The following is a 16,830-nucleotide window of genomic DNA, read 5'->3' as shown; positions in this document are numbered from 1 at the left end:
GATCAGCCAGTCAGTCTTGGGCCCGTCGTCCGCACCGCAAACCATTTGCAGCACTTCCCGCTGGGCAGAAACTTCACGCTTTGAACGCGAAGCCCTCGATTATTGCAAAGGACTTTTGCGAAGTCAAGCGCTCTATCACAAAGGAACGTGCAGATACTGCTGCGCCAAGGCCAGGAAGGCCTCCAGCTGGGGATCGCCGCCCAATTCCTCGCGCAGGATGCCTGCCACCACCGGCGCGAGCTGGATCGCCTGGCGCGCATCCAGGAACAGCAGCCGGGAGCGGCGTGCCAGCACGTCTTCCACCGTGCAGGCGTACTCATGCCGCGCGGCAAAACGCACCATCGCCTCGGTCAGGCCACCACCCAGCACCGTCTGCGCTCCGGGGATCGCCAAGACGGCGGCCGCCTCGCTGCCATAAGAATGCAGCCCCTGCGCATCGCTGATGCGGTGCTGCACAGGCGCCTGGGGGGTGCCCACCAGGGGCAGCTGGTTGGTCACCCCGGCGGGTTTTGTGGGGAGCAGGCCCGTGGCGAAGCATTTTTGCAACACATCCTCGGCCATGGCGCGGTAGGTGGTCCATTTGCCCCCCGTCACGGTGATCAGGCCGCTGCGGCTGGCCAGCACCGTGTGCTCGCGGCTGATCTTCTTGGTGTTGTCGCCGTCGTCGTCCTGCGGCTTCACCAGGGGGCGCAGCCCCACCCAGATGCTGCGGATGTCCTCCGCCTTGGGGGCGCGGGTGAGGTAGCGGGCAGATTCTTCCAGGATGAAACGGACTTCTTCCCGGAACGGCTCCGGCTCGCGCACGATGTCCTGGCGCGGGCTGTCGGTGGTGCCCAGAATGAGCTTGCCCAGCCACGGCACCGCAAACAGCACCCGGCCGTCGGCCGTCTTGGGCACCATCAGGGCGTGGTCGGAGGGCAGGAACTCGCGGTCCACCACGATGTGCACGCCCTGGCTGGGCGCCACAATGGGCTTGACGGGGCGGCCAATGGCTTCGCCGTCCATCTGGCGCAGGGAGTCCACCCACACGCCAGTGGCGTTCACCACCGTGCGGGCGCGCACCGTGAACTGCTGGCCACTGTCCGCGTCTTCGCACACAAAACCGGCCACCTTGCCAGCCTCGTGCACCAATGCGCGTGCGGGGCAGTAGTTGACCACCAGGGCGCCCAGGCTGGCTGCTGTGCGCGCCAAAGCCAATGCCAGGCGGGCATCGTCAAACTGCCCGTCCCAATATTTGACGCCGCCCTTGAGCCCCTCGGTACGGGCCGTCGGCAGGCATGCCAGGGTACGGGCACGCCCGAGGAACTGGGTCGCGCCCAGCCCCGCCTTGCCGGCCAGGGCGTCATACATCATGAGCCCGATGCCATAGAACGGCGTCTCCCAGAAGCGGTACGACGGCATCACAAACGGCAGCGGCTGCGCCAGATGGGGCGCGTTGTGCAGCAAGGTCGTGCGCTCATGCAGCGCCTCGCGCACCAGGGCAATGTTGCCCTGCGCCAGGTAGCGAACCCCGCCATGCACCAGCTTGGTGGCGCGGGACGAGGTCCCTTTGGCAAAGTCGTGCGAATCCACCAGGACCACGCTGAAACCGCGCGCCGCCGCATCCAGCGCCACCCCCAACCCCGTCGCCCCCCCGCCGATCACGGCGAGGTCATAGTGGTGCGGCTGGGCCAGGCGGGCCAGCAGGTCGGCGCGTTGCGTAGGAAGGGGGGCGGAGGCAGTGGTCATGGGGGTGATTGTCCATGGATGGAGCAAAAATTAAGGGTTTACCCTTGATTTCTTGACACTTCCGGGGAGAAAACCGCCCTCGATGTTCTGGCCATCGGGGGCGGTATGGAGTGAAAAAGGCAGCCAGAGACCTTGTGAGCCCTGGCTGCCTGTGGAGGTTGTCAAAACGCGGAGGTCACAGACTCAACGCGTTTTGCCGTCCTTCCAGGCTTGGAGCAGCGTGCCATAGGCAATGGTTTCGCCCTTCGGCTTCTCGTTGGCCAGCTTCTTCCAGGGGGCCTGCTTGTCGCTCAGCCACTTGTTGGGGTCGCTCTTGGCGTTGAGCTTGGGCGCGCAGTGGGCCATGCCAGCGCGCTCCAGGCGGGCCATCACCTGGTCCATTTCGTCGGCCAGCGTGTCCATGGCACCTTGCGGGGTCTTTTCACCCGTCACGGCCTGGGCCACGTTCTTCCACCAGAGCTGGGCCAGCTTGGGGTAGTCGGGCACGTTGGTGCCGGTGGGCGACCATGCCACGCGGGCGGGGCTGCGGTAGAACTCGACCAGGCCACCCAGCTTGGGGGCCATGTCGGTCATGGCCTTGGACTGGATGTCGGACTCGCGGATCGGAGTCAGGCCGACCATGGTCTTCTTCAGCGACGTGGTCTTGGCCGTCACGAACTGGGCGTAGAGCCAGGCGGCAGCCGTCTTGTTGGCGTCGTGGTCCTTGAAGAAGGTCCAGCTGCCCACGTCCTGGTAGCCGTTTTGCATGCCTTGCTTCCAGTACGGGCCGTTCGGGCCGGGGGCCATGCGCCACTTGGGCGTGCCGTCGGCGTTCACCACGGGCAGGCCGGGCTTGGTCATGTCGGCCGTGAAGGCGGTGTACCAGAAGATCTGCTGCGCGATCTGGCCCTGGGCGGGAACAGGGCCGGCTTCGCCGAAGGTCATACCCGTGGCTTCCTTGGGCGCGTACTTCTTCATCCAGTCCACATACTTGGTGAGCGCGTAGACGGCGGCAGGCGAGTTGGTCGCACCGCCACGGGCCACCGAAGCGCCCACGGGCGTGCACTTGTCGTCGGCCACGCGGATGCCCCACTCGTCGATCGGCAGGCCATTGGGCGCGCCGATGTCGGCCGTGCCGGCCATCGAGAGCCATGCATCGGTGAAACGCCAGCCCAGGGATGGATCCTTCTTGCCGTAGTCCATGTGGCCATAGATCGGCTTGCCGTCGATGTTCTTCACGTCGTTGGTGAAGAACTCGGCGATGTCTTCGTAGGCGCTCCAGTTCAGCGGCACGCCCAGGTCGTAGCCGTACTTGGCCTTGAACTTGTCCTTGATGTCCTTGCGGTCGAACAGGTCGGCACGGAACCAGTACAGGTTGGCGAACTGCTGGTCAGGCAGTTGGTAGAGCTTGCCGTCAGGGCCGGTGGTGAACTTGGTGCCGATGTAGTCCTTGAGGTCAATGCCGGGGTTGGTCCACTCCTTGCCTGCACCGCCCATGTAGTCGGTCAGGTTCATGATCTTGCCGTAGCGGTAGTGCGTACCGATCAGGTCCGAGTCCGAGATCCAGCCGTCGTAGATGGACTTGCCCGACTGCATGGAGGTCTGCAGCTTCTCGACCACATCGCCTTCCTGGATCAGGTCGTGCTTGACCTTGATGCCGGTGATTTCCTCAAACGCCTTGGCGAGCGTCTTGGACTCGTACTCGTGCGTGGTGATGGTTTCGGACACCACCGAAATTTCCTTCACGCCCTTGGCCTGGAGTTTTTTGGCTGCGTCGATGAACCACTTCATCTCGGCCATCTGCTGGTCTTTGTTCAGCGTGGATGGCTGGAATTCGCTGTCGATCCACTTCTTGGCCTCGGCCTCGCCGGCCCAGGCAGCCTGCCCCATCGCCAGAGCCGCGGCGGCGAAAGCGATCGCCTTGAACTGCATCTTCATTGCTGTCTCCTCTCAGATTGAGACCCCCATTGGTAGACCGGCACCAACCCGGGGGGGAACCAGGCCAGGCCTTCGACACTACAAAAACAATAGCTACAAACGCTTACCCATCAGGCGCAAACGGCCTATTTTTTCCTTAACCCTTGCGCATGATCAGCGCCAGCAGCGCCATCGACACCACAAAGCTGATCCAGATCGACGGGTCGCCCTGCAGGCTGAACCACTGGGCCAGCTTGCCGCTGATGCCCACAAAGATCAGGTTCACGTAGGCGGCCGACAGCAGCCCGATAAAAAGCCGGTCGCCGCGCGTGGTCTCCAGGGGCAGGAAACCTTTGCGCATGGTGGTGGGCGACTTGATCTCCCACACCGCCATGCCCACCAGCATCAGCACGATGCACGTAAAGAACACCGCCACCGGCAGCGTCCAGGCCATCCAGTCAAACATGTCGCAGCCTCCTCAAACCCGACCCATCGCAAAGCCTTTTGCGATGTAGTGGCGAACAAACCAGATCACGATCGCGCCGGGCACGATGGTCAGCACACCCGCCGCCGCCAGCGTCGCCCAGTCCATGCCCGAGGCGCTCACGGTGCGTGTCATGGTGGCCACGATGGGCTTGGCGTTCACGCTGGTCAGCGTGCGGGCCAGCAGCAACTCCACCCAGCTGAACATGAAGCAGAAGAACGCCGCCACGCCCACACCGGCCTTGATCAGCGGCAGGAAGATGGTCATGAAAAAGCGCGGGAAGCTGTAGCCGTCGATGTAGGCCGTCTCGTCGATCTCGCGCGGGATGCCGCTCATGAAACCTTCCAGAATCCACACCGCCAGCGGCACGCTGAACAGCAGATGCGCCAGCGCCACAGCGATGTGCGTGTCCATCAGCCCCACGGTGGTGTAGAGCTGGAAGAACGGCAGCAAGAACACGGCGGGCGGCGTCATGCGATTGGTCAGCAGCCAGAAGAACACATGCTTGTCACCCAGGAAGCTGTACCGCGAGAACGCATAGGCCGCTGGCAGGGCCACGGTGAGCGTGATCACCATGTTGATGCTGACGTAGATCAGGCTGTTGATGTAGCCCGAGTACCAGCTCTCATCGGTGAAGATGGTCTTGTAGTTGTCCCACGTGAAGTGCTGCGGGAAAAAGGAGAACGTCGAAAGAATTTCGGCATTCGTCTTGAAGCTCATGTTGACCATCCAGTAGATGGGCAACAGCGCGAACAGCAGGTACGCAATCAGGAACAGCGTGCGCTTCTGGAAACGTTTTTCATTCATGGCCAGCCCCTTCGTCGCTGACGGTGCCCACGCGCTGCATCCAGTTGTAGAGGATGAAACACAGCAGCAGGATGATGAAGAAATAGATCAGCGAGAAGGCAGCCGCAGGGCCCAGGTCGAACTGGCCGACCGCCTTGGTCGTGAGGTACTGCGACAGGAACGTGGTCGCATTGCCCGGCCCGCCGCCCGTGAGCACAAAGGGCTCGGTGTAGATCATGAAGCTGTCCATGAAGCGCAGCAGCACCGCGATCATGAGCACGCCGCGCATCTTGGGCAGCTGGATGTAGCGAAACACCGCAAACTTGCTCGCGCCGTCGATGCGGGCGGCCTGGTAATACGCGTCGGGGATGGAGCGCAGCCCGGCAAACGCCAGCAGCGCCACCAGCGGCGTCCAGTGCCACACATCCATCAGCAGCACCGTGAGCCACGCCTGCGTGGCGTTGCCGGTGTAGCTGTACTCGATGCCCATCTCCTGCAGCATGCGGCCCATCAGGCCGATGTCGGCGCGGCCATAAATCTGCCAGATGGTGCCCACCACGTTCCAGGGGATCAGCAGCGACAGCGCCACCACCACCAGCACTGCCGACGACTTCCAGCCCTGCGCGGGCATGGACAGCGCGAGCAGGATGCCCAGCGGAATCTCCACCGCCAGCACCGCCAGCGAGAAGGTCAGCTGGCGCCACAGCGCCGCGTGCAGCTCCTCGTCGCGCATCACGGCGGCAAACCACTCGGTGCCGACGAACACGCGGCGCTCGGGCGAGATGATGTCCTGCACCGAGTAGTTCACCACCGTCATCAGCGGCAGGATGGCCGAGAAAGCCACGCAGATGATGACCGGCAGGATCAGGAACCAGGCCTTCTGGTTCACGGGCTTGGTCGTCGTGCTCATGCCAAAAGCTCCTCATTCTTGTAGTAGCAGGTGTGCTCACCCAGCACCTGCAGCCACGCCGTGTCACCGGACGACGGCAGACGCGTCTCGGGCGTGAAGCGCGCCTTGACGGTGTGCTCTCCCACCTTGGCGGTCAGCATCTGGTAGGTGCCGATGTCTTGCACCTGCACCACCGTACCGGGCAGTGCCCCGGCCTGTTGCGGCTGGGCCAGCGCCAGGTATTCGGGACGGATGCCGACCTGCAGGGCGCCAGCGGGCAGCGCACGGCCCACCGGGCTGGCCAGGCGGTGCCCGGCCACCGACAGGTTCTCGCCATCGCGGTGCGCGGGCAGGAAGTTCATGCCCGGCGAGCCAATGAAGTGCCCCACGAAGGTGTGCGCGGGCCGCTCGAACAGCGCGTCGGCCGAGCCGACCTGCACCGCCTTGCCACGCGTCATCACCACCACCTGGTCGGCAAAGGTCAGCGCCTCCACCTGGTCGTGGGTCACATAGATCAGCGTGAGCTTGAGTTCGTGGTGGATCTGCTTGAGCTTGCGGCGCAGCTGCCACTTGAGGTGCGGGTCGATCACCGTGAGCGGCTCGTCGAACAGCACCGCCGCCACATCGGCGCGCACCAGGCCACGGCCCAGCGAAATCTTCTGCTTGGCGTCGGCCGCCAGGCCTGCAGCGCGCTGGTTGAGCTGGCCGCTCATCTCCAGCATCTCGGCAATCACGCCCACACGCTGCTTGATCTGGCCCTCGGGCACCTTGCGGTTGCGCAGAGGAAAAGCCAGGTTCTCGGCCACCGTCATGGTGTCGTAGATCACGGGGAACTGGAACACCTGGGCGATGTTGCGCTCCTGCGGGCTGGCGCGCGTCACGTCGCGGCCGTCGAACAGCACCTTGCCATGCGAGGGCACAAGCAGGCCCGACATGATGTTGAGCATGGTTGTCTTGCCACAGCCCGAGGGACCGAGCAGCGCGTAGGCGCCACCGTCCTCGAACTCCATCTTGAGCGGCAGCAGCGCGTAGTCGCTGTCCTGCTGCGGGTTGGGCTTGTACGAATGCGCCAGGTCCAGACTGATGCGGGCCATCTCAGCGACCTCCTTGTGCGGTAACGGGCCGGGCGGGCGCCTGGGCCAGACGGCCATCGGCACCAAACACATAGGCCTGGGCCGGGTCCAGGTGCAGCGTGATGGCCGTCCCCAGTTCAAAGTAATGCACGCCGGTGAGCTGCGCCACCAGATCGCCCCAGGGCGTGGAGGCATGCACAAAGGTGTCGGAGCCCGAAATCTCGGCCAGCTCCACCACCCCGGCCACGCTCACATCACCCGGGCGCGCATGCACACGCAGCGCACTGGCGCGCACACCCACCGTCAGCCCGGCCGCCGTGGCCGCGCCTTGCGGCAAGGGCAGCGTCAGCTCAGCCCCGCCCTGCAGGCGCACGCCTTGCGCGGTGGCCGAGGCCGCCATCAGGTTCATTGGCGGGTCGCTGAAGGCGCGCGCCACCCGCAGCGAATTGGGCGCATGGAACACCTCGGCCGTGGGGCCGTACTGCAGCAGCTGGCCTTCGTCCAGCACCGCCGTGTAGCCGCCCAGCAGCAGGGCCTCGCCCGGCTCGGTGGTGGCATAGACCACGGTGGACTGGCCGGCCGCAAACAGTTGCGTCAGCTCCTCGCGCAGCTCTTCGCGCAGCTTGTAGTCCAGGTTCACCAGGGGTTCGTCCAGCAGCATCAGCGGCGCACCCTTGGCCAGCGCGCGGGCCAGCGCCACGCGCTGCTGCTGGCCGCCCGACAGCTCGGCCGGATAGCGGTCCAGGAACATGTCGATGTGCAGGCGGCTGGCGATTTCGCGCACCCGGGCGTCGATGTTCTTTTCGCCGCGCAGCTTGAGGGGCGACGCAATATTGGCCGCCACCTTCATCGAGGGGTAGTTGATGAACTGCTGGTAGACCATGGCCACGTTGCGGTCGCGCACGGGCATGCCGGTCACGTCCTTGCCATCCACCGTCACACGCCCGGCCGTGGGCGCATCCAGCCCGGCCATGATGCGCATCAGGCTGGTCTTGCCCGCCTGCGTGGCGCCCAGCAGCACCGTGACGGCACCGCTCTGGAGCGCCAGGCTCATGTCATACAGCCAGGTCTGCGCCCCCACCTTCTTGCTGATGCTGTCCAATGCCAGCTGCATCACGCAACCTTTCGTTTGTGCCCCTGGGGCAAGTGAAGAATCCTGCGCCGCTGCGATCGGTGACGCAGGCAGCCCTCTCGTTTATCGATTGCGTTCATTTTTGTTCTTTTTTGATCGTATCGAATCAAGGTTTACCCTTAACGGGTTCCTTTTTGTTCGATTTAAAGTATCTCTCACCCAACGTTGACCCCATTCGCGTGAATACGAACCCCCGACAACTGCTGCTTCTGGAAGAAGTCCGTGCGCGCAAGTCCGCCACGGTGGAACAACTGGCCGACACCCTGGGCGTGACGCTGCAGACCGTGCGCCGCGATGTACAGCGCCTGGCCGAATCCGGTCTGCTCACACGGTTCCATGGCGGCGTGCGCGTGCCCAGCTCCACCGTGGAGAACCTGGCCCACACCCAGCGCGAAACGCTCAATGCCGAAGGCAAAGCGCGCATTGCGCGCGCCGTGGCCGAACAAGTGCCCAACGACTGCTCGCTGATCCTGAACATCGGCACCACCACCGAGGCCATTGCCAAGGCGCTGCTGCACCACCGGGGCCTGCGCGTGATCACCAACAACCTCAATGTGGCCGCCATCCTGAGCGGCAACCCCGAATGCGAAGTGATCGTGGCCGGTGGCGTGGTGCGTGCGCGCGACCGGGGCATCGTGGGCGAGGCGGCGGTGGACTTCATCCGCCAGTTCAAGGTGGACATTGCGCTCATCGGCATCTCGGGGGTCGAGCCCGACGGCTCGCTGCGCGACTTTGACTACCGCGAGGTGAAGGTGGCCCAAACCATCATCAAACAGTCGCGCGAAGTCTGGCTGGCGGCCGACCACAGCAAGTTCAACCGCCCGGCCATGGTGCAACTGGCCACGCTGGGCCAGATTGGCCGCCTGTTCACCGACGCCCCGCCGCCCGAACCCTTCCCCGCCCTGCTGCAAGACGCCGGTGTGGTCTGCACCGTTGCAGCATGAATCAGGACAACCCCCTGTGGCGCTTCGCGCCTTCCCCCTTCTCTCGAATTGCTGCGCAATTCGGGAAGGGGGACACCGCCAGCGCGGCGGGGCGGCCCTTGCGCGGCGGTCGCTGGCTTGAGCAGCGCCCGTTCATGGGCCGGCTATCCAACTTAAGGGCCAACCCAACGGCCTGACATAACCTGCTTACCTATGACCTACCTGCTCGCCCTCGACCAAGGCACCTCCAGCTCCCGCAGCATCGTGTTTGACGAACGCGGCCACATCGTGGCGCAGGCGCAGCTGGAGCTGCCGCAGATCTACCCCCAGCCCGGCTGGGTGGAGCACGACCCGCTGGAGATCTGGCGCACGCAGCTCGCGACCGCCCGCGATGCGCTGGCCAAGGCAGGCCTTGCGGCCAGCGCTGTGCGCGCCGTGGGCATCACCAACCAGCGCGAAACCACGGTGCTGTGGAACCGCCAGACCGGCCAGCCCGTGCACCACGCCATCGTCTGGCAGGACCGCCGCGCCGAGCCCGCCTGCGCCCAGCTGCGTGAACAAGGCCATGCCGCCACCATCCAGGCCAAGACGGGCCTGCTGGTGGATGCCTACTTCTCGGGCACCAAGCTGCAGTGGCTGCTGGACCATGTGCCCGGCGCCCGCGACGCGGCCGAGCGCGGCGAGCTGGCCTTTGGCACGGTGGACAGCTGGCTGATGTGGAAGCTCACCCACGGCAAGGTGCATGTGACGGACGTGAGCAACGCCTCGCGCACCATGCTGTTCAATGTGCACACCAACCAGTGGGACGACGAGCTGCTGGCGCTGCTGCGCATCCCCAAGGCGCTGATGCCCGAGGTGCTGCCCTCCGCTGCCCACTTTGGCGACACCGCCGCCGACCTGCTGGGCCACGCCATCCGCATCGGCGGCGTGGCGGGCGACCAGCAAAGCGCGCTGTTCGGCCAGGCCTGCTTCACGGCGGGCATGGCCAAGAACACCTATGGCACGGGCTGCTTCATGCTGATGCACACGGGGGGCAGCTTCCAGACCAGCCAGAACGGCCTGCTCACCACCAGCGCAGCGCAGGCGACGGCGCAGCCTGAATTTGCGATGGAAGGCTCGGTCTTTGTGGGCGGCGCCGTGGTGCAGTGGCTGCGCGACGGCCTGCGGGCCATCTCCACCAGCGGCGAGGTCGAATCGCTGGCGCAAAGCGTGCCCGATTCGGGCGGCGTGATGATGGTGCCCGCCTTCACCGGCCTGGGCGCGCCGTACTGGAAGCCCGACGCCCGCGGCACCATCACCGGCCTGACACGCGGCACCACGCTGGGCCACATTGCGCGCGCGGCGCTCGAAAGCATCGCCTACCAAAGCGCCGCCCTGCTGCTGGCCATGAGCCGCGACGCCGTGGCCGCCGGTGGCGCCCCGGTGAGCGAGCTGCGCGTGGACGGCGGCGCCTGCATCAACGACTTGCTGATGCAGTTCCAGGCCGACCTGCTGGGCATCCCGGTGGTGCGGCCTGCGGTCATCGAGACCACCGCCCTGGGCGCCGCCTACCTGGCGGGGCTGTCGAGCGGTGTGTACCGCAGCACGGACGAACTCTCGCAGCTGTGGCGCGCCGACCGCCGCTTTGTGCCCACGCTGAGCAGCGCACGCGCGCAGGAGCTGATGGCGAACTGGGAACACGCCGTGCGGCAGACAGTAGCTGAGTAGCTCCCCCTGAGGCGCTGCGCGCCTTCCCCCTCTCTGCTTCGCTTTGCTCGCGGAGGGGGACGCTCCCAGCGCCCTACTTGGGATTGCTGGCGGCCCTTGCGCGGGAGCACTGGCTTTGGCCGCGCCAGTTGCACGAGTCTTCGAGCAACTCATAGGTCTAGCGGCGCTACCATCGGCTCTCCCTTTCTAGCCTGCCCGCAAAATGACCTCCCCCGCTCCAGCCACAGCAAACTCCGCCCTCCCCACCATCGCCTTCATCGGCGGCGGCAACATGGCCAGCGCCATCATTGGCGGCCTGATCGGCCAGGGCCACCCGGCCAGCCAGATCGAGGTGGTCGAGCCCTACGCCCCCACGCGCGAGGCGCTGCTCAAGAACTTTGGCCTCACGGCGCAGCCCGAGGCAGGCCCTGCGTTGCAGCGCGCCAGCATCGTGGTCTGGGCGGTCAAGCCCCAGACCTTCAAGGACGCCGCCGCGCAGGCCCGGGCGCACACCCCGCAGGCCCTGCACCTGAGCGTGGCGGCGGGCATCCGCTCCGACAGCATCGCCCAATGGCTCGGCACCGAGCGCGTCGTGCGCACCATGCCCAACACACCCGCGCTGGTGGGCAAGGGCATGAGCGCGATCTACGCGCGCCCCGCCGTGACCCCTGCCGAGCGCCAGAGCGTGGAAGCCATCATGGCGTCCACCGGCGAATTCCTGTGGGTGGAGAGCGAGACCCAGCTGGACGCCGTCACCGCACTCTCGGGCTCGGGCCCGGCCTACGTGTTCTATTTCCTCGAAGCCATGGCGCGTGCCGGGGTGGGCATGGGCCTGTCCGACGCGCAGGCACACCAGCTGGCCGTGGGTACCTTTGTGGGCGCCTCGGAACTGGCCCGCCGCTCCCATGAACCCCCGGCCGTGCTGCGTGAACGCGTCACCTCCAAGGGCGGGACGACCTACGCCGCCCTGCAATCGATGGAGGCCAGCGGCGTGTCGCAGGCGTTCGAGGCCGCCATGCGCGCCGCCGAAAAACGCGCCAACGAACTCGGTAACGAGTTCGGGGCCTGACCTTGGGCACCCTGTTCACGGCGCCGTGGGAAGCCGTGAACAGTTTTCATGGCCTTTTAGGCCTTCTCCGCGCTCCCATCAAGCGCTGATAGCTATCAATTTGTGAGCATCGACCGCACCAGGTAGCTGCCCGCGATGCCCGCAAACACCGTGGCGCCCAGCCAGTGGTTGATGCGGAACGCCTTGAAGCAGCCCTCGCGGGTGCGGGTGCGGATCAGCGTGAAATGCCACACGGCCTGCGCCAGCGCAGCCGCAAGCGCTATGTAAAAAATAGCACCCAGCGCATAAGGGGCCAACGCTACCGCCCAAATGCCGATAAAGAGCAGGTAGAACAGCGCAATGCCCGCCACATCGAAACGCCCCAGCGTGATGGCCGAGGTCTTGATGCCGATCTTGAGGTCATCGTCCCGGTCCACCATGGCGTATTCGGTGTCGTAGGCCAGCACCCAGAACAGGTTGCCCAGCCACATCCACCAGGCCACGGCAGGCACGCTGCCCTGCACGGCGGCAAAGGCGATGACGATGCCGAAGTTGAACGCAATGCCCAGCACCGCCTGCGGCATGGAAATGAGGCGCTTGGTGAACGGGTAGGCAATGGCCACCAGCACGGCGGGCACCGACCAGAGGATGGCGGCGGTGTTGGTGGTGAGCACCAGGCCAAACGACAGGATGGCCAGCACGGCGCCCAGGCCCAGCGCCTCTTTCACCGACACGGCACCCGTGGTCACAGGCCGCTGCGCCGTGCGCTTGACGTGCTTATCAAAGTCGCGGTCGGCCACGTCGTTCACACAGCAGCCCGCGCTGCGCATGAGGATGGTGCCCAGCACAAACACCACCAGCAGGTGCCAGCCCGGAAACCCGTCGGCTGCAATCCACAGCGCCGACAGCGTGGGCCACAGGCACACCAGCCAGCCTGCGGGGCGGTCCCAGCGGATGAGGTCGAGGTAGAGCGAGAAGCGGCTGCGGGGGGCGGTGGTAGCGGCGGTCATGGCGCGGGATTTTCCCAGATGCAGGCCCGGAACCGGCCCGGCAAGAAAAACGCCCGGGGCCTTGCGGCCACCGGGCGTTCGGTTCACAGCGCAGCGGCTGGCTTGGAGCGGGTAACAAAACCCAGCGCAGCGGTTCTGGCTAGGCGCCGCGTCGCAGGCAGTACGAGTAGTACGACAAGACGCGGCAACGACGCTAGAAGGGTTTTGTTAGCCGCTCTTACTCTTCGAGCAGCGAGCGCAGCATCCACGCCGTTTGCTCGTGCACCGTGAGGCGCTGGGTCAGCAGGTCGGCCGTGGGCTCGTCGCTGGCCTTGTCGGCCAGGGGGAACAGGCTGCGTGCGGTGCGGGCCACGGCTTCGTGGCCTTCGACCAGCACACGCACCATCTCCAGCGCCTTGGGCGGCTTGGCGGGGGCGTCGGGCACCGTGGCCAGCTTGCCGAACTCGGCGTACGAGCCGGGGGCCACATGGCCCAGCGAGCGGATGCGCTCGGCGATCGGGTCCACCGCGTTCCACAGCTCGGTGTACTGCGCCATGAACATGGTGTGCAGCGTGTTGAACATCGGGCCCGTCACGTTCCAGTGGAAGTTGTGCGTGGTCAGGTACAGCGTGTAGGTGTCGGCCAGCAGGCGCGACAGGCCCTGGGCGATGGCGGCACGGTCCTTGTCGCTGATGCCGATGTTGATGCTGGGGGCGGCGGTGGTCTTGGCGGCTTTGGCCATGGAGGCTCCTTCGTTGGCAAAAAACAATCGATGGATCTGCCCCGCAGCGTCCCGGCAAATGCCCCGGGGCCGCCGCGTGGCGGCTCACGGCCACTGTAGCGCAGCGGCCTGCACCGTTATTGCATCTGGCTCAAATTTCCGATGCGCACCAGCATCTCGGTGAACATCTGCATGTCGGCGTCCAGGTCCACCACTTCCTTGAACTCCTTGGCGTTGTGCGCCGTGTACTTCTTGCCCGGCATGGCGGGGCCGAAGTTGATGGCGTTGGGCATGAGCTTGGCCGTGGTGCTGCCGGCTGTGGGCACGGGCTTGGCTTCGAGGCCCGTGGTGTCGCCAAAGGTGTTGAGCAGCGTGGCCAGCCAGGCGCCCTTGGGGTCGCGCGCCATCCAGTTGCCTTGGCTGTGGTCCACCTCCACCGCCACACCAGCCTGGGCGCCCCAGGCCTTGATCTTGGCCGAGGTGGCCTGCGTGAGTGCCTCGGGCGTGCTGCCACGGGGCATGCGCACGTTCACCAGCACATCGACCTTGCCATCCTTCTCGCGGATGAGGTTGGGCGACAGGGTGAGCGGGCCCATGAAGTCGTCGCTGTAGGCCAGGCCCAGGGTGCGGCCCAGGTAGTCCACGCCATACAGATCGGTGAGGTAGCGCACGGCCTGCGCGTAGCCATTGGGGGCCAGCGCCACGCCCGACTCCTTCAGGAACAGCGCCAGGCGCGGCAGCGGGTTCACGCCCTCTTCGGGGCGCGAGCCATGGGCCGATGCGCCCGTGACCTTCACCACCACGGCGCCGCCATCCTGCGCCACGTCGATGCGGAAGGCGCCGCCCTGCGGCTGGTACTTCTCGACAAACGCCGCCTTCGCAGCGTTCAGGCGCGCCGCCACATCGGCGGTGTTGCCACCCTGCAGCTTGGCCGTGGCCGTCTGGGGCACGGCGTTGGTCGAGGCGGCCCCGGCCATGGCCGTGATCGCCGTCGCGCCGGTGTTGGCCGCAGGCTGCAGCGGGAACGAAGCGCGCAGCGCGCCCGAGCCCTTTTCGGCCACCACGGCGGGGTACTTGCTGTCGAGCACGATGTTGTACTCGGGCAGCGCGGTCTTGGCCCGGTAGTACTTCATCGCGTCGCCACCGGTTTCTTCGGTGGTCTCGATCATGAGGCGGATGGTGCGTGCGAGCGGCAGGCCGCTGTCCTTCACGGCCTTCATCGCAAACAGCACGGTGGCGATGGAGCCCTTGTCGTCGATGGAGCCCCGGCCATACAGGTTACCGCCCACGCGGGTCAGTTGGAAGGGGTCGAGCTTGGTGCCGTCGTCGAGCACCCATTCATCGGCCACCACAGGCACCACATCGGCGTGGGTGAGGATGCCGAACTCCTCGGGGCCGCTGCCGGGCAGCTTCACTTCAAAGATGCGGTTGTCCACGTTGCGGTACTGCAGGCCAAAGTCGCGCGCCATGCCTTCGACCAGGGTGCCAAAGGCAATGATGGCCGGGTCTTCGTGCGGCGGCACCTTGGCGGACCGCACGGTGGGGATGGCCACCATCTTCGCGGTGGCCTCGATCACGGCGGCCTGGTTGCGCAGGCGGTTGTGCAGGCCCAGCAGGCGGCTGATGTTGACGAGGTCGTCGCCCGCCAGGGGCTGGTTCGTTGCATAGGCAGCCACGGCGGGTTGCAGCTCGGGCTGCATCTGCGCCGCCAGCGCCAGGAACTGGCGGAAATCCGCAGCCGTCGCTGCGCCGGGGGCTGCCGCGATGCTGTCCAGCGCAGGCTTCTTCAGCGTGGCGGCGATGGCGGATGGAGGAATGGACGAACACGCCGTCAACGCGGCGGCCAGGGTGGCGGTCAGCCAGAGCTTCTTCATGGGAACCTTCTGTAGAAAGCGGGGCGCAGCCGGACGATGGTCCACGGGCACTGCGCAACATGCACGCCCCCACTGTGCGGGCCAGGTCGGCCAGCGCGGGGGCGGCGCGAGTGTAGCTCCGATTCCTGGTCGCCAACCCCTGCGAAGGGTGAGGTCAGGACAGGCGGCTCACGCCCGGCAGCTCGCAGGCATAGATGGCATTGCGCAGCGCGGCGATGGCCTCGTACCGCGTGAAGCTGCGGCGCCAGGCCAGCACCACGCGGCGCATGGGCGGCGGGCTGCCGTCTTCCTCGCGGATGGGCAGGTAGCGGATGTAGGTCTCGTCGCTCTTGCGGCGGCGCGACACGGTGAGCAGCGCATCGCGCGGCACCGACAGGCGCGGCACCAGCGTCACGCCCATGCCGGCGGCCACCATGTGCTTGATGGTCTCCAGCGACGAGCCCTCGAACGACTTGCGGATGCCCTCGGCATTGCTCGCAAAGCGTGCGAACTCGGGGCAGACCTCCAGCACATGGTCGCGGAAACAATGGCCCGCGCCCAGCAGCAGCATGGTCTCGCTTTTCAGCTCGGCCGCCGTCACCGAACGCTGCGCCGCCAGCGCATGCGTGCTGGGCACGGCCGCCATGAAGGGCTCGTCGTACAGCGGTGCCATGGCCAGGCCCGTATCAGGAAAAGGCTCGGCCAGGATGGCGCAGTCGATCTCGCCCGTGCGCAGCATCTCCAGCAGCTTGACGGTGAAGTTCTCCTGCAGCATCAGCGGCATCTGCGGCGTGCGCGTGATGGACTGGCGCACCAGCTCGGGCAGCAGATAGGGGCCGATGGTGTAGATCACGCCCAGCGTGAGCGGCCCGGCCAGCGGGTCCTTGCCGCGCTTGGCGATCTCCTTGATGGCCGCCGCCTGCTCCAGCACGCTCTGCGCCTGGCGCACGATGTCTTCGCCCAGCGGGGTCACCGTGACCTCGCCCGCGCTGCGCTCGAACAGCTTCACGTCCAGCTCTTCTTCCAGCTTCTTGATGGCCACCGAGAGCGTGGGTTGCGACACATAGCAGGCATCGGCCGCATGGCCAAAGTGCTTCTCGCGGGCCACCGCAACGATGTACTTGAGTTCGGTGAGGGTCATGGTGAACTGCCAGCAGTGCTATTCATCAAGGAGATGTTTTTGCCCCCCATTGAACCAAGCAGCATCAAAGCCTTCCGCCAGGACAATTGCCTGCGCAGATGCTTGACCTTGGTCGCGGAGTCTTCCCAAGTATTTCACCAGGGTGTTTGAATCTTCGGTGAGGATATGCGTGATGGACTCGCACACCATTTGCGCCAGCAATTTGACGTCGTCCTTCACGGCCACCCGGTCATCGCCCGTGTCACGCGACAGTACACGCATGAAATTACCGGAAGTCATGGCGTGATCGATGTTGAAGGGCAATACGTGAAAATTGCGCAAAGGGAGGTCGCTCACAGGCTGTCCGACTTGAAACTCTGACGCGACCACGGCAGACAAGTACAAAGGACAGCCCTGAACCAGGGCCTCGCGCAGATAACGCTTGGCTGTTTCATGGTGCGCGCGCCCTGGGTCTGCCAGCGTGATCAAGTAACTCGTATCC

At 65.7% G+C, this 16,830-nt stretch carries 15 protein-coding genes; 3 read left to right on the top strand and 12 right to left on the bottom strand.

Annotation, left to right across the window (positions count from 1 at the left end; genetic code table 11):
* Positions 1 to 135 precede the first annotated feature (135 nt).
* The 7 genes from A1D30_RS19435 to A1D30_RS19405 form a co-directional block, all read right to left on the bottom strand.
* On the bottom strand, positions 136 to 1,728 hold the full coding sequence (locus tag A1D30_RS19435; protein WP_063462379.1) for a glycerol-3-phosphate dehydrogenase/oxidase: 1,593 nt from the start codon (positions 1,726 to 1,728) through the stop codon (positions 136 to 138).
* 183 nt (positions 1,729 to 1,911) lie between these two features.
* Complete coding sequence (locus A1D30_RS19430; RefSeq protein WP_063462378.1) at positions 1,912 to 3,645, bottom strand: ABC transporter substrate-binding protein; 1,734 nt, start codon at positions 3,643 to 3,645, stop codon at positions 1,912 to 1,914.
* Between the two features lie 136 nt (positions 3,646 to 3,781).
* Positions 3,782 to 4,090 carry a DUF2160 domain-containing protein gene (locus A1D30_RS19425; RefSeq protein ID WP_063462377.1) on the bottom strand — a complete coding sequence of 103 codons (309 nt, stop codon included), beginning with the start codon at positions 4,088 to 4,090 and terminating at the stop codon, positions 3,782 to 3,784.
* A gap of 12 nt (positions 4,091 to 4,102) precedes the next feature.
* Entirely contained in the window at positions 4,103 to 4,915 is an 813-nt protein-coding gene (locus A1D30_RS19420) for a carbohydrate ABC transporter permease (protein WP_063462376.1), read from the bottom strand.
* Entirely contained in the window at positions 4,908 to 5,804 is an 897-nt protein-coding gene (locus A1D30_RS19415) for a sugar ABC transporter permease (protein WP_063462375.1), read from the bottom strand. Before A1D30_RS19415 ends, A1D30_RS19420 begins: the two co-directional genes overlap by 8 nt.
* Positions 5,801 to 6,877, bottom strand: coding sequence for an ABC transporter ATP-binding protein (locus tag A1D30_RS19410; RefSeq protein ID WP_063462374.1), 1,077 nt, complete (start codon positions 6,875 to 6,877; stop codon positions 5,801 to 5,803). Before A1D30_RS19410 ends, A1D30_RS19415 begins: the two co-directional genes overlap by 4 nt.
* 1 nt (position 6,878) lies before the next feature.
* On the bottom strand, positions 6,879 to 7,970 hold the full coding sequence (locus tag A1D30_RS19405) for an ABC transporter ATP-binding protein (protein ID WP_063462373.1): 1,092 nt from the start codon (positions 7,968 to 7,970) through the stop codon (positions 6,879 to 6,881).
* Between the two features lie 197 nt (positions 7,971 to 8,167).
* On the opposite strand from A1D30_RS19405, the gene A1D30_RS19400 reads away from it, so the two are divergent.
* The 3 genes from A1D30_RS19400 to proC all read left to right on the top strand — a co-directional run bounded on the left by A1D30_RS19400 (position 8,168) and on the right by proC (position 11,666).
* The gene (locus A1D30_RS19400; RefSeq protein ID WP_063462372.1) at positions 8,168 to 8,932 is read left to right on the top strand and encodes a DeoR/GlpR family DNA-binding transcription regulator; all 765 of its coding nucleotides are present in this window, start codon (positions 8,168 to 8,170) and stop codon (positions 8,930 to 8,932) included.
* A 192-nt stretch (positions 8,933 to 9,124) separates the two neighbouring features.
* A complete protein-coding gene (gene glpK / locus A1D30_RS19395; protein ID WP_063462371.1) occupies positions 9,125 to 10,618 on the top strand; it encodes a glycerol kinase GlpK in 1,494 nt (497 codons plus the stop codon).
* 202 nt (positions 10,619 to 10,820) lie between these two features.
* Positions 10,821 to 11,666, top strand: a complete 846-nt coding sequence (proC, locus tag A1D30_RS19390; RefSeq protein ID WP_063462370.1) for a pyrroline-5-carboxylate reductase — start codon at positions 10,821 to 10,823, stop codon at positions 11,664 to 11,666.
* A gap of 95 nt (positions 11,667 to 11,761) precedes the next feature.
* Here proC and ubiA read toward each other — a convergent pair whose 3' ends face one another.
* The 5 genes from ubiA to A1D30_RS19365 form a co-directional block, all read right to left on the bottom strand.
* The gene (ubiA, locus tag A1D30_RS19385) at positions 11,762 to 12,655 is read right to left on the bottom strand and encodes a 4-hydroxybenzoate octaprenyltransferase (protein ID WP_063462369.1); all 894 of its coding nucleotides are present in this window, start codon (positions 12,653 to 12,655) and stop codon (positions 11,762 to 11,764) included.
* A 217-nt stretch (positions 12,656 to 12,872) separates the two neighbouring features.
* Positions 12,873 to 13,376, bottom strand: coding sequence for a Dps family protein (locus tag A1D30_RS19380; protein WP_063462452.1), 504 nt, complete (start codon positions 13,374 to 13,376; stop codon positions 12,873 to 12,875).
* Positions 13,377 to 13,492: 116 nt separating this feature from the next.
* On the bottom strand, positions 13,493 to 15,229 hold the full coding sequence (locus A1D30_RS19375) for a dipeptidase (RefSeq protein WP_063462368.1): 1,737 nt from the start codon (positions 15,227 to 15,229) through the stop codon (positions 13,493 to 13,495).
* A 154-nt stretch (positions 15,230 to 15,383) separates the two neighbouring features.
* The gene (locus A1D30_RS19370) at positions 15,384 to 16,349 is read right to left on the bottom strand and encodes a LysR substrate-binding domain-containing protein (RefSeq protein ID WP_063462367.1); all 966 of its coding nucleotides are present in this window, start codon (positions 16,347 to 16,349) and stop codon (positions 15,384 to 15,386) included.
* 18 nt (positions 16,350 to 16,367) lie between these two features.
* Positions 16,368 to 16,817, bottom strand: coding sequence for a hypothetical protein (locus A1D30_RS19365; RefSeq protein WP_242421950.1), 450 nt, complete (start codon positions 16,815 to 16,817; stop codon positions 16,368 to 16,370).
* Positions 16,818 to 16,830 lie beyond the last annotated feature (13 nt).

The sequence above is a fragment of the Acidovorax sp. GW101-3H11 genome, from assembly GCF_001633105.1.
Taxonomy (GTDB): Bacteria; Pseudomonadota; Gammaproteobacteria; order Burkholderiales; family Burkholderiaceae_C; genus Acidovorax.
The sequence above is the reverse complement of the archived record's forward strand: the minus strand, read 5'-3'. Positions and strand labels throughout refer to the sequence as shown.